General features: G+C 67.2%; 10 protein-coding genes and 1 pseudogene. 2 read left to right on the forward strand and 9 right to left on the reverse strand.

Annotation, left to right across the window (positions count from 1 at the left end):
- Window positions 1–87: 87 nt before the first annotated feature.
- The 6 genes from metG to RCH07_RS00665 all read right to left on the reverse strand — a co-directional run bounded on the left by metG (window position 88) and on the right by RCH07_RS00665 (window position 8,186).
- A complete protein-coding gene (gene metG, locus RCH07_RS00640) occupies window positions 88–1,647 on the reverse strand; it encodes a methionine--tRNA ligase (RefSeq protein ID WP_326965528.1) in 1,560 nt (519 codons plus the stop codon).
- A 9-nt stretch (window positions 1,648–1,656) separates the two neighbouring features.
- Window positions 1,657–2,424, reverse strand: a complete 768-nt coding sequence (locus tag RCH07_RS00645; RefSeq protein WP_442784752.1) for an ABC transporter ATP-binding protein — start codon at window positions 2,422–2,424, stop codon at window positions 1,657–1,659.
- Complete coding sequence (locus tag RCH07_RS00650) at window positions 2,421–5,210, reverse strand: ABC transporter permease (RefSeq protein ID WP_326965529.1); 2,790 nt, start codon at window positions 5,208–5,210, stop codon at window positions 2,421–2,423. The genes RCH07_RS00645 and RCH07_RS00650 overlap by 4 nt, the downstream gene beginning before the upstream one ends.
- 401 nt (window positions 5,211–5,611) lie before the next feature.
- Complete coding sequence (locus RCH07_RS00655) at window positions 5,612–6,538, reverse strand: CPBP family intramembrane glutamic endopeptidase (RefSeq protein ID WP_326965530.1); 927 nt, start codon at window positions 6,536–6,538, stop codon at window positions 5,612–5,614.
- A 134-nt stretch (window positions 6,539–6,672) separates the two neighbouring features.
- Window positions 6,673–7,167: a DUF6326 family protein gene (locus tag RCH07_RS00660; protein WP_326965531.1), complete on the reverse strand. Its 495-nt coding sequence runs from the start codon at window positions 7,165–7,167 to the stop codon at window positions 6,673–6,675.
- A 254-nt stretch (window positions 7,168–7,421) separates the two neighbouring features.
- A complete protein-coding gene (locus RCH07_RS00665; RefSeq protein WP_326965532.1) occupies window positions 7,422–8,186 on the reverse strand; it encodes a hypothetical protein in 765 nt (254 codons plus the stop codon).
- A gap of 124 nt (window positions 8,187–8,310) precedes the next feature.
- Between RCH07_RS00665 and RCH07_RS00670 the strand changes: the two genes are divergently transcribed.
- Complete coding sequence (locus RCH07_RS00670; protein ID WP_326965533.1) at window positions 8,311–8,985, forward strand: TetR/AcrR family transcriptional regulator; 675 nt, start codon at window positions 8,311–8,313, stop codon at window positions 8,983–8,985.
- Here RCH07_RS00670 and RCH07_RS00675 read toward each other — a convergent pair.
- Window positions 8,986–9,114 (reverse strand): annotated as a pseudogene (locus RCH07_RS00675) (ATP-binding cassette domain-containing protein); the annotation flags it as partial.
- Between the two features lie 127 nt (window positions 9,115–9,241).
- On the opposite strand from RCH07_RS00675, the gene RCH07_RS00680 reads away from it, so the two are divergent.
- Window positions 9,242–10,225 carry an NAD(P)-dependent alcohol dehydrogenase gene (locus RCH07_RS00680; RefSeq protein ID WP_326965534.1) on the forward strand — a complete coding sequence of 328 codons (984 nt, stop codon included), beginning with the start codon at window positions 9,242–9,244 and terminating at the stop codon, window positions 10,223–10,225.
- A gap of 82 nt (window positions 10,226–10,307) precedes the next feature.
- Here the strand turns inward: RCH07_RS00680 and serA are convergent, their stop codons facing one another.
- Entirely contained in the window at window positions 10,308–11,903 is a 1,596-nt protein-coding gene (gene serA / locus RCH07_RS00685; protein WP_326965535.1) for a phosphoglycerate dehydrogenase, read from the reverse strand.
- A 142-nt stretch (window positions 11,904–12,045) separates the two neighbouring features.
- The gene (gene ilvC, locus RCH07_RS00690) at window positions 12,046–13,071 is read right to left on the reverse strand and encodes a ketol-acid reductoisomerase (protein WP_326965536.1); all 1,026 of its coding nucleotides are present in this window, start codon (window positions 13,069–13,071) and stop codon (window positions 12,046–12,048) included.
- Between the last annotated feature and the right edge of the window lie 37 nt (window positions 13,072–13,108).

Consider the following 13,108-nt stretch of genomic DNA (forward strand, 5'->3'; position numbering starts at 1 on the left):
CCGTTAACTCCGCCGAGGTGAGACTTCGCGCCCATGTTTACGCAGAACATGGGCGCTAAGTCTCACCTCGGCGGAGGGGCAAAGCGGTCAGGCCCCGGCGGGCTCCTCGTACTTCGGGAAAACCGGGGCGGGGGCGGGCAGTGCGGTGCCTGCGGCGATCGGCGTCGGGATTGCCGCGAACGTGCGCGCCGCACCCTCGGGCTGGCCCAGGGTGTCCAGGATGGCCGCCGTCGCCGCCGGCATGACCGGCTGGGTGAGGATCGCCACGATGCGTACCACCTCGAGGGTGACGTACAGCACCGTATTCATGCGTTCGACGTCTGTCTTCCGCAGCACCCAGGGTGCCTGCTCGGCGAAGTACGCGTTGGTGTCCCCCAGCACGCCCCAGATCGCCTCGAGCGCCCGGCTGAATTCCTGCTTTTCGAAGGCAGCACGCGCGGTCTCCAGTAGCCCGCCGGCCTGGCCCAGCAGCGCGGTGTCCTCGGCGCTGAAGGCACCCGGAGCGGGAACCAGACCCGCACAGTTCTTGGCCACCATGGACAGGGACCGCTGCGCCAGGTTGCCGAAGTTGTTGGCGAGGTCCGAGTTCATCCGGCCGACGATCGCCTCGTGGTTGTAATTGCCGTCGGCGCCGAACGGCACCTCCCGGAGCAAGAAGAACCGCACCTGGTCCAGGCCGTACTGGGCCACGAAGTCCGCCGGCGCCACCACGTTGCCCAGTGACTTGGACATTTTGACGCCGTTGTTCTGCAGGAAGCCGTGGATCATCACCCGTTTGGGCAGTTCCAGTCCGGCGCTCATCAGGAAGGCGGGCCAGTAGATGGCATGGAACCGGGAGATGTCCTTGCCGATCACGTGGACGTCGGCCGGCCAGTACTTCTTGAAGGACGCCGATGCCGTATCCGGGTAGCCGACACCGGTGAGGTAGTTCGTCAGCGCGTCCACCCACACGTACATGACGTGATCCGGGTTGCCTGGCACCGGGACACCCCAATCGAAGCTGGTGCGGCTGATGGACAGGTCCTCCAGGCCGCCCCTGACGAAGCTCATGACCTCGTTGAAGCGGTACTGCGGCGCGCCGAAATCCGGGTGGGCCGCATACATGGCCAGCAGTTTGTCCTGGTAGGCCGAAAGCCGGAAGAAGTAGCTCTCCTCCGCAGTCCACGTCACCTCGGTGTCCGATTCGCGGGAGTAGCGGACGCCGTCGTCCTTCACCACGGTCTCGTCCTCGACGTAATACGCTTCGTCCCGGACCGAGTACCAGCCCTCGTACTTGGACAGGTAGATGTCCCCGTTGGCTTCCATCGTCTTCCAGATGGCCTGCGACGCGGCGTAGTGGTCCGCGTCAGTGGTGCGGATGAACCGGTCATAGGAGATCCCCAGGGCTGCGTGGGCTGCCTGGTAGATTTCCGCGTTGCGGTCCACCAGCTCCTGGGGCGTGACGCCCTCCTGCTCGGCCGTCTGCGCAATTTTCATGCCGTGTTCGTCCGTGCCGGTCAGGAAGAAGACGTCGTACCCGTCGAGCCGCTTGAAGCGGGCCATCGCGTCGGTGGCGATGTACTCGTAGGCGTGGCCGATGTGCGGCACGCCGTTGGGGTATGTGATGGCCGTAGTGATGTAAAACGGGATTTTTTCAGAATTTCTCACGTGCTAAACCTAAATGAGTTCGGTCAGGGTATCGCTCTGGCGGACTAGTTCGTGGTCATGTGAAGCCACCAGGACGGCGATGCCGTCCGACGTTGTGTCCTTGAGGATGCTGATGATGCGGTTCGCCGAGGCCCGGTCCAGGCTGGCGGTGGGTTCGTCGACCACCAGCACGCGGGTGCCGAGGATCAGGGCCCGGGCGATCGCCACACGCTGGCGTTCGCCGCCGGAGAGCTGCGCGGGGCGGTGGCGCATGCGCCGGCCCAGGCCCACCAGGTCCAGGAGGTCCTTGGCCATGTCGCGGCGCTGGTCCACCTCGCCGTCGGGCACGGCGGGCAGCAGGACGTTCTCCAGCGCACTCATCCCGTCGATCAGGGCACCGCCCTGGTCAACGTAGCCGATCAGGGCGCGGCGGCGGTCGGCGATCTCGTCGTCGCCCATGGTCTCGAGCGAATCTCCCTCCCAGAACACCCGGCCCGACGTCGGCAGGGTCAGGCCCGCGCCCACGGTCAGGATGCTGGTCTTGCCGGAGCCGGAACGGCCGGCGACGCAGTGCATCTCGCCGGCGTGCAGCGTCAGGTTGAAGTCGTCCACCACGTTGACGGCCTCGGCACCGCCCTTGCCGCCGCCGTAGTGGATGGTGATGTTGCTGAGCTCCAGCGGCGTGGCGTGGTCCGTGGCCTTCACGATCGTGTTGGCGCGGGTCTGGTGGGCTCCCCGGCGGGTGCTCTCCGTCATCCGTTCGTGAGCGTCCCGGTCAAGGTTCAGGTCGTTATTCATCGGACCACTTTCGTTGCAATGGGAATCCAGATAAGTACTGCCACGAGTCCGGCGAGGCCGGCCCAGAGTGCGGCGTAGGGGGCAAGGAGGAGGCCGATGCCGAGGGCGCCGAGGACACCGAGGGGCAGCGCGACCGTCCCCACCATGGCGTTTTCGAAGAAGCGGACCTGGCCCAGCATGTCCGGGTTCCAGCCCATGGCCTGCAGCGTGCCGAGGTACTGGCGCTTGGCCTGCAGCTCGAAGCGGCCGGTGACCATGGTCAGCAGCAGCCCGACGGCGACGCCGGACAGGGCCAGGACGATGCTGGGCAGCGCGATGCTGGCGGCAGCCAGCCCGCTGAGCGCGCTCGCGCCGGCGGTCCGGGGAATGTCGATCAGCAGGGCGATCAGTCCGCCTGCCGCTGCCCCGAAGACGCCGACGGCAACGGCCAGGGAGCCGGTGTTGAACTTGTTCGTGCTCAGCTGCCGGTTGGCGAACGTGAGCGGAGAATCGACGGCGATGAGGCGTTCATCGTGCTGCGGTTCCTGGTCCACCACGTCGCGGTGGCGCAGCTGCTGCGCGGCGAAGTAGGCGGCCCCCACGTACAGGGCCAGGACGGACGCCGAAACAATGGCCGTGGCCGCGTTCCAGCTGATCAGGCTCAGGGCGATGCCGGCGACGGCCAGCAGGGCTGCTCCGACGCCGAATTCCGCAAGCACCCAGGAGCGGATCCGGCGCTGGGTCCACCCCATGGCACGCAGTGTCCCGGCCTCGCTGCGCCGTTTCCGGACGTAGCTGACGGTCGAGGCGCCGGTCAGCAGGGCGGCTCCGCAGAGGGTGAGGAAGAGCAGGGTCAGGTTGGTTCCGGTCAGGGAGCCGGAAACCGCATCCGCGGCGTCCTGGCGGACCCACGCCTGCTGGACGGTGCCCAGCGGCGATTCCTTGCCGGCGTCGTCCTTGGAGTAGCCGGGGACGGCGATGCTGGCGTCCTCGCGGGCGGAACCGGCGACGACGGTGGCCTGCAGGCCCATGCCGCGGATCTCGCCGGCGAGCTTCTCCACCTCCGGCTGCGCCTGCTTCCAGCTGCCGGGCACCTTGGCCCGGACCCGGACGGCGTCGATCGCGGCGGCGTTCTGCTCGTAGCCGCGGGCGGCCGCGAGGCCGTAGTAGTCGGTGATGGCACCGGCGGACTGGCTGGCCAGTCCCGTGGCGCTCAGCGACGGCTTGAGTTCGGTGTTCGGGACGTCCGTGCCGGCTGCGTCCTTCGTCAGGCTGAACGGGGTGGGGTCGTAACCGCCCAGCGGCAGGCGGTTGACGTCGCCGGCAGCCTCTTTGACCTTGCCGGCGTCGAACGTTCCGTAGACCATGGCCAGCGGCGTGGCAAGCTTCTTGCCGGTCTCCAGGTCCCCGCGGTAGGAGCGCTCGTCGACGGGTTTGCGCTGCGTCTGGTCCACGGGGGCTCCGTTGGCGGCCTTCTCCGGCAGCCGGTTCACGGTCACCCAGTCGCCGGGCGTGGCGGTCTTGTCGACGGCGCCGTTGCCGGCGGTGTCGCCGTCCTTGTACGCGGGGGCGGAGGCGAAGTCGGTGCTCCAGGTGGCGGGGTTGTAGAGGCCCTGGCTGAAGCTGCCCATGTCCCCGAGCAACGCGGACAGGTCCTTGGAGCCGGGCCAGGCGAGGGCGAACGGGGACTTGGAGACGAACGGCAGGTAATCCTTGTCCAGCGAACGGGCGGCGGTGCCCACATCCCTGGTGACGTTCCCGGCCGCGTCGATTTCCTCGATCTTGACCGAGTATTTGAGGTCCATCGAGGTGCCGGAACGGACGATCAGCGGGATGGCCTGCGAGTCGGCGGTCAGCGCCCCGGCGCTCTTCGCCTGCTGGTACTGGCTCATCAGCGGGGCCCAGTACTTGAGTTTGACGCCAAGGAAGTCCGGGCCTTCCTTGAGCTGGTCCATGCCGAGGCCTCCCGTGAAGAGGCTTTCGAAGTGGCGTCCGATCACGGCGGCGTTGCGGGCGTCGGCCGGCGGGGCTTTCTCCAGCGGGGCGAGGAAGTCCCCGGCGGTGCCGAGCAGGGCACGCTCGGAAACGGGGTCGACGGCGACGACGGACTCGGTCACCTGCGGTGCAAGCGGCAGCGATACGGCGAGGTTAAACAGGCTGTGCTCAGAGCCGCCGGCCGGGGCGGGGAACTTGATGCCGGTCTCCCCTGCCGGGCCCGCGATGCGGACGTTCTTGCCGCCGGCCACCTGCTCTTCGATGAGCTTGGCCTTGCCGAGGGAGCCTTCGGCCGTGGTCTTGAACAGGGTCTGCTCGGACTGGCCGTCGGAGCTGACGGCGCTGGCGGTGAGCCGGTACTTCCTGGGGGTCTCGGACAGGACCGATTCGGCGGCCGGCCAGTTGCTCGGATCGGTGGCGCCCGGGTCCCCGGCACTGCCGGCGAGTCCGGCCTTGTAGCCGAGGTAGTCGGTGGCTTCAAGCCGGGGGGCTTCGAGGTTCTGGGTGACACGGGAAACCAGGCTGATCGGGGCCGCCACGGACGTGCCGGTGAGCTTGCGGATGGAGTCCAGCTGCTCGAAGCTGATGCCGCCCTGGCCGCTGGCGATCTCAGGCTGCATCAGCCCGCCGGTTTCGTCGGCTTTGGCCTGGACGAGGACGTCGTAGAGCCCCCGGGAGTTCTGGTCCACGGTCCGGTTCAGGGCCGCCTGCGATTGACCCTGGACGAGGACCGAGAGGCACATGGCCACGATCAAAATGGACGCGGTCAGCAGTAGCACTCTGCTTCTGATGAACCTCTGGACGGCGTTCATTGGGCTCCTGAAAGCTGGATTGCGTGCGCACGCCGCAGTTCAATCCGTAGGAAGTGAAGGTTCAATCCGTAGGAAGTGAAGGCGTCCCCTGCCGGGCGTGCTGCCGGGCGTGCAAAAGTAAAGGCCGGACTGCCGGCCGGATCCGAACATTCGGACGTAGCCATTGTACGCAGACCGGTCGCTGGCTCGCGGACGCCGGCGGCGGTCAGGCCGCGGACGGCGTCCGCAAGCCGGACACGGGGCGTCCGGTTGGCGGACACGCGGCGTCCGGGTAGCGGACGGCGAAGCCAGATTCCACCCCGCCGGACCCACCCAACGCCTGACCGGACCCACCCGATGCGACGCGCCGCGACGTTCCTGCCCAGTTACTTCGGCGCCCGGCGCCACCCTTGGTCGGAGGACTACGGGGTCAGGAAGAGCATCAGAACGAGAGCGAAGAGGAACACGCTCTGTGCGCTGTGCGCGATGATCCCGATGAGGGCGCTCTGATACCGGCGAGAGGGTAGCGAGAGGATAAACGTGTCGATGAGGGTGATCGGGATTACCCACGGGACGTGGAGGTGGTAGACGGCGAAGAGAACACCGTTGGCGATCCAGTCCCGCGACCCGAAGACGCCCTTCATACGGGGGAGCAAGTACCCCCGGAAGAGCAGTTCCTCACCCAGCACGGTGTTGAAGACGAAGAAGGCGAGCAGGATGCCCAGCCACAGCCATGAGCCGGAGAGCATCGCCTGCCCGTCGGAGGAGCCCAGGAAGTCACCGAAGTCGCGTCCCGCGGCGGGTGCGATCTCGAACGGAAGGAACTCTTCGAGAGCGAACGCCGCGACGACGATCGGGACAACGAGCCACATGCGCCCCCCGCGGCGGCCCGTCTTGGGGTTGCGGGGAGCCCGCAGCCAGAGCACGTCCCGAACGACTGACCACTTAAGAGTTCGCTGTTCCCTGTAGACGAGCATCAGGACCAGCGCGAACTGCCAGACCATGCCCGCAGTCAAGAGCAGGATGAGGGCCTGCGCGAGGGCGACGGGCGAGTTCCCACCGGAGGCGAGCAGCGGCGCGATCACCCACGCCAGCACGGCCATCGGCACAGCGGCCGCCGCCCAGACTCCGATCACCCCGGCGAGGGTGAGTTGACGGATCGGATTCTCGGCTGCAACGAAGCCCGGGCTGCGACGGGCTGAGTCACGCTGGGTTGGGGATTTCACGGTTGTGCTTCTTTCCGGTGGCACGACGGCACGGCGTGCCCGTCGTGGCGGGTCGGTGAGGCGGACGACGACGTTGCCGCGCTTGGGGTCGGTGTCGACGATGCGGTGGGCCTGTGCGCGCATCCGATGACCTGCCGGTAGAGGCCTTGGAAGGCCCCTACCGGCAGGTCAGTGGCAGTTGGTGTCCCACCGCCAGGAGGCCCACACCGCGGCACCGAGGCAGATGGCTCCGAACAGGACGGGGACTGCTCTTGGGTTCACGCTTGCTGCTGGGCGCGATCGGCCTCACGGCTGGTCGGCATGGTCACCGGCGATGCGACGCGGCGGGGCCAGGTCCAGGCGGAGCGCAGGATGAAGGCCAGGATCAGCACCTCAACTCCGATGGTGAGGGCGTAGTAGAAGGCCCAGTCCCAGGACGCCCCTGCCGCGTTGAACACCATGATGGGGATGTACAGCGATGCCACGACGAGGTTCGTGACGCGGTTCACCCGGGCGGGCAGCGTCATGGAGAGCAGCACCATCAGGGCCGGGATGGCGATGATCACGAAGAAGATGGACATCAACGTCCCGCTGATGTCGAACTCAAAGATGACGCCGCCCCGGATTTCGTCGATTTCGCCGGGCTGGTAGAGGTGGAAGTAGTCGATGTAGATGACGAGGAACATGAGGCTGGTCCAGGCGGCGGCGAGCTTGGCCTGCACGGGGATCGGAGGGTTGTCGAGCAGTTTCGGGGTGTTCGTTCGGATGGTCATCGGTTCTTCTTTCGGGAGGAGTGGTCCGTCCGCCGGAGTGGCGGCAGGTCTGGGCGTGCATACGCTCGGGTTGAGTCGTTCTCGTCGGTCCGGTCGTCAGACGGTGATCACGACCTTCCCTCGGGTGCTGCCGAGACGACGCCCACTACCGCTCCCTCGAGCCCGAGCGCGGCATCGGCGATCGCACCCCCGCCGCACCTCGACGAACGACCCAAGCGTTGCGGCGAACGCGGCTGCCTTGATTTCGGTTCCCATCATTCCTCCTCGTCGTAGGTCGATGCGTTGTCAGGACGGTCGGCTGTTCGAGCGCGCACCAGCCGTACGCCGGTCACAAGCAGCCACACGAGCCAGGCGGCGAGGCCGGCCAGCCCCACCCCCAACGGGAGCGCAGAGCCGTCCGCGATCGCGAGGCTGGCCGCCCCGGCGGCGAGCAGCAGGCCTCCCCCGGCCACGCCGAGCAGACGCTGCCACGGCGGCGTCAGCCGGCTCGTATGCGCCGCCAGCGCAGCGCCGATGAAGGTGGTGCCGAGCGCCGGCAGCGCCAGCGCGTACGCTGCTGCATGCAGCTGCCAGGCGAGCTCGAACGTCGGGCTCGGCTCGGCGAGCTCGCCGGCGGACAGCACGGTTCCGATCCACAGAACGCTGTAGATTGCGAAGACCGCCGAGAGAGCCGCTCCCGCGGCCACCGCGAGGCGCGACCAGTCTGCGCCCGCACCCCCGCGACACCCAACGAGCCCGTGGAGACCGGTCACGAACCCGAGCAGCAGCGGCAGGTGCAGCGCCTCCTGGCCGACCGCGATCGCGACCACGACCCGGTTCTGCTGGTGCCAGGCGAGCACCTCCTCGATCGGGTCCCCGTAGGCGGGAGGTCCGGTCGCGGCGAACATCGCGTTCTGGATCGCCATCGACGCTGCGAGCGCGATCGCCGTCGCACCAACAATCCGCATCGTCGCCGCACCGGCCGGACTCGCCCCCGACACCGGGCGTGCTCCGGCATTAGATCGCTGTTCGATTCCCACAGAAGCCTCCTCACCTCCGAGCTGCGACCCTCGCTGGCCCGTACACCGTACGTCGTACGCTGTACGATAAACTGTGCTCGTACGCTGTACGATTGTCAAGGGGTTCGAGAAAGCGAGGAGACCCATGTCTGCGAGGGAACAACGCCAGGTCGCGTCAGGCGCGGGGCTGAGCAAGCAGCGGGTGGTGGTCGAGGCGGTCCGGCTCGCCGACCGCGAGGGGGTCGACGGGCTGAGCATGCGCCGGCTGGCTGGCGCGCTCGGCGCGGGCGCGATGTCGCTCTACCACTACGTGGCGAGCAAGGAGGAGTTGCTGGACGCCATGATCGACATCGTGTTCGAGGAGATCGAGCTCCCACCCGAAGAGACCGACTGGCAGTCGGCGATGCGACGGCGGGCGGTATCCGCCCGACAGGTTCTCGCACGCCACCCGTGGGCGAACGGCCTGATGGAGTCGCGGACATCGCCGGGGCCCGCGAACCTCCGCCACCACGAAGCAGTCACCGCCTGCCTGCGGAGGGCTGGCTTCCCGGTCTTGATGGCGACGCACGCCAACTGGTTGCTCGACAGCTACGTCTACGGGTTCGCCCTGCAGGAAGCCAGCCTGCCGTTCGACACCGCCGATGAGCTCGCGGACATGGCCGAGAACGTCTTCCTGCCCCAGCTTCCTCTTGACGAGTTCCCCTACCTCAACGAGTCCGCCGCGGCGCTCGTTACTGCCGGCTTCGACCCGGCGGAGCAGTTCATCTTCGGCCTCGACCTCGTCCTAGCCGCCCTCGAGCCCCTGAGAGCCTCCGCATAGCAACAGGGCGCCGACCTCCCGCAGCGGGGAGCGGTGCTGCCCGTAGGGCTTGCCGTTGACCGTGACGGTGCCCGACGTCGGCCGGTCCAGTCCCATGATCAAGCGCATCGTCGTAGACTTGCCGGCACCGAGTTCGATGTCGGTCTCGACCTCATCCTCGATGGCTTTCAACAACGCCTCACGCAAGCCTCTTGAACTCTTACGAGCGTAAGGCTACTCTCGTCGAAGAGCGACTCACAGTCATAGGGGAGGTTCCATGAGAGCAGCATCTATCGAGCGGTACGGCCCGCCGGAGCACGTCGTTGTATCCGACACGCCGACGCCCGAGCTCCGCCGTGGAGAGGTGTTGGTCCGCGTCGAGGCCGCTGCGGTCACCGCGGCCGATGCGCGCCTGCGAGCTGGCCGCTTCCCGAAGGGGTTCGCCCTGCTCGCGCGTCTCGGCGTCGGCATCCGTGGCCCGAGAGCCCGAGTGCTGGGCAGTACGCTCTCGGGCCGCGTCGAGCGGGTCGCGCCGGATGTCACGCGGTTCCTGCCGGGAGACGAGGTCGCTGGAATGACTGGCTTGAGGATGGGTGCGCACGCCGAGTACGTGGCCGTCTCGGCGAGCGCGCTCGTGCGCAAGCCCGTCGAGGTAAAGAACGTGGATGCCGCAGGGGTGCTCTTCGGGGGCACGACGGCGTTGTGGTTCCTCCGCGACCGCGCGGGGGTGAAGGCCGGGATGCGGGTGCTCGTCAACGGAGCGTCCGGCGCGGTCGGGACGAGCGCGGTGCAGCTCGCCAAGCACCTCGGCGCCACAGTGACGGCGGTCACCAGCTCACGGAACCGGGATCTTGTGGTTCGTCTGGGGGCGGACCGGGTGGTCGACTACGCGGAGACCCCCGTTGCGACACTCGACGACCGTTTCGACGTCGTCTTCGACGCGGTCGGGAACGTCTCCCGTGCAGAAGGCTTGCGCCTTTTGGTGCCGACCGGATCGCTCATCCTGGCTGTCGCGGACCTGCTCGACACGGTCCGCGCCCGCGGGCGTGTGCTCGCGGGCCCCGCACCTCAGCGGGGCGAGGACTTTGCGTTCCTCCTCGATCTCGTTGCAAGCGGACACCTAGATCCGGTCACCGAGGTCGTCGGCGGACTGGAATCCGTGCGAGAGGCACATCGACGCATCGACACCGGCCGGAAGGTCGGGAACCTGGTGATCCTCCCGCACAAGGGAGACGACGCCGCGCGGACATTGAACTCTTAGACAAGCTCAATGACCCCAGATAAGGAGCACTTTCATCATCCCGCCACGACGTAACCACCACGCGAAACGTGAATGCCCGAGGCTAGTCCTCGAGATCCACCTCGCGTACCATGTCAGCGCCGATTCCGGCCTTGATGGCGTCCAGGACCTGCTGCGGAACCGAGCTGTCGATGGTCAGCAGGGCGAGCACCTGGCCGCCCTCCGTCTGGCGGGCAACCTGCATGCCGGCGATGTTGATGTTGTTCATGCCGAGGATGTGGCCGATGGTGCCGATCACGCCGGGGCGGTCCGAGTAGGCAACCACAACCAGGTGTTCGCTGATGGGGATCTCCACCTCGAAGCCGTTGATTCCCACCAGCTTCTGGACCTGCTTGGGTCCCGTCAGGGTGCCGGCCACCGAGATCTGGCTGCCGTCGCTGAGGGCGCCGCGCAGGGTCAGGACGTTGCGGTAGGACTCCGTGTCCGGCGTCGTGATCAAGCGGACGTTGATGCCGCGCTGTTCGGCGATCACCGGGGCATTGACGTAGGAGACCTGCTCGGTCACGATGTCGGCGAAGATGCCCTTGAGCGCCGCCAGCTCCAGCACCTTGACGTCGAGGGAGGAGATTTCGCCGGCCACCTCGACGTCGAACTGGGTGAGCGAGGCGTGGGTCATGGCGGTAAAGATCCGGCCCAGCTTCTCCATAAGCGGGATGCCCGGGCGGACGTCCGGGTCGATGACGCCGCCGGCAACGTTGACGGCGTCGGGCACCAGCTCGCCGGCCAAGGCCAGCCGGACGGATTTGGCAACGGAGACGCCAGCCTTTTCCTGCGCCTCGTCGGTGGAGGCGCCCAGGTGCGGGGTCACCACCACGTTATCGAGCTTGAAGAAGGGCAGGTCGGTGCTGGGTTCCGCCACGAAGACGTCGATGCCGGCGCCGGCAATTTCACCGGACTCCAGCGCCGCGTAGAGGGCTTCCTCGTCCACCAGACCGCCGCGGGCGACGTTGACGACGTACGCGGTGCTCTTCATTTTCTTGAAGGATTCCGCGCCGAGCATGCCAACTGTCTCGGGCGTCTTGGGCATGTGGATGGTGATGAAGTCCGACTGTGCGAGGAGCTCGTCGAGGGTCAACAGCTGCACGCCGAGCTGCGCGGCCCGGGCCGAGGTGATGTAAGGATCGTAGGCGAGGATTTTGGTGTCGAAGCCCTTCAGCCGGGCCGCGACGAGGGCGCCGATCCGGCCGAGGCCGATGATGCCGATCTTCTTCTCGAACAGTTCGATGCCGGTGTACTTGGAGCGCTTCCACTCGCCGTCCTTGAGCGCGGCGGACGCCTGCGGGATGTGGCGGGCGAGGCTCAGGATGTGGCCGACCGTGAGTTCTGCGGCGGAGACGATGTTGGAGGTGGGCGCGTTGACCACCATAACGCCGGCCCGGGTGGCGGCTTTGATATCGACGTTGTCGAGGCCGACGCCGGCGCGGGCGATCACCTTGAGGTTTTTCGCGGCGGCAATCGCCTCGGCGTCCAGCCGCGTGGCGGAGCGGACCAGGATCGCGTCGACGTCGGCGATCGCGGAGAGCAGCTGGGAACGGTCGGCGCCGTCGGTCTGGCGGATTTCAAAGTCCGGGCCCAGGGCCTCGATCGTGGCGGGCGAAAGTTCCTCAGCGAGGAGTACTACAGGTTTGGTGCTAGTCACCGGTGACCTCTTTAGCTCTCTTGTATAACAGGCGCGGATTGTTGCGCAGCGTCTGCAGTGCGGGTGGTGCAGAAAAGGTGGTGCAGAAAAGCAGGGAAGCCGGACCCCAGGGTGGGTGTCCGGCTTCCCTGCCGGTCAGTGCCTAGCGGGCTACTGAGCCTTCGGTGTAGTCGTCTTCGTTCTTGATCCAGGAGAACAGCTTGCGCAGTTCGCGGCCGGTCGCCTCGATCGGGTGGTCCTCGCCCTTCTGGCGCAGGGCCTTGAACTCGGGGGCTCCGGCGTCCTGATCGTCGATGAAGCGCTTGGCGAAGGTGCCGTCCTGGATGTCCGCCAGGACCGCCTTCATGTTTTCCTTCACGTCCGGGGTGATGACCCGCGGGCCGGAAACGTAGTCGCCGTATTCTGCGGTATCCGAGACGCTCCAGCGCTGCTTGGCGATGCCGCCTTCAACCATCAGGTCCACGATCAGCTTGAGCTCGTGCAGGACCTCGAAGTAGGCCACCTCGGGCTTGTAGCCGGCTTCGGTGAGGACCTCGAAGCCGTACTGGACCAGCTGCGAGGCGCCGCCGCAGAGGACAGCCTGCTCGCCGAAGAGGTCGGTTTCGGTCTCTTCGGTGAACGTGGTCTCGATAACACCCGCGCGGGTGCCGCCGATGGCCTTGGCGTAGGACAGGGCCAGTTCCCTGGCTTTGCCGGACGGGTTCTGCTCGACGGCGATCAGGTCCGGCACGCCGCGGCCGGCCTCGAACTCGCGGCGGACGATGTGGCCCGGGCCCTTGGGGGCAACAAGGGCGACGTCGACGTCGGCCGGGGCCTTGATGTAGCCGTAGCGGATGTTGAAGCCGTGGCCGAAGAACAGGGCGTCGCCCGGCTGCAGGTTCGGGGCGATGTCCTCGGCGTAGACGTGGCGCTGGACCTGGTCCGGGGTGAGGACCATGATGAGGTCGGCTTCGGCCACGGCCTCGGCGACATTCAGCACGCGCAGGCCCTCGGCCTCGGCCTTGGCGCGGGACGTGGAGCCTTCCTTCAGGCCGACGCGGACGTCAACACCGGAATCGCGCAGGCTGAGGGCGTGGGCGTGGCCCTGGGAGCCGTAACCGATGACGGCGACGGTGCGGCCCTGGATGATCGACAGGTCGGCGTCGTCGTCGTAGAACATTTCAGTCACTGGGGTGTCTCCTTTGAGTGGATTCTTGTGGTGCGTA

It is taken from the genome of Arthrobacter sp. CG_A4 (assembly GCF_035985125.1).
Lineage (GTDB): Bacteria > Actinomycetota > Actinomycetes > Actinomycetales > Micrococcaceae > Arthrobacter.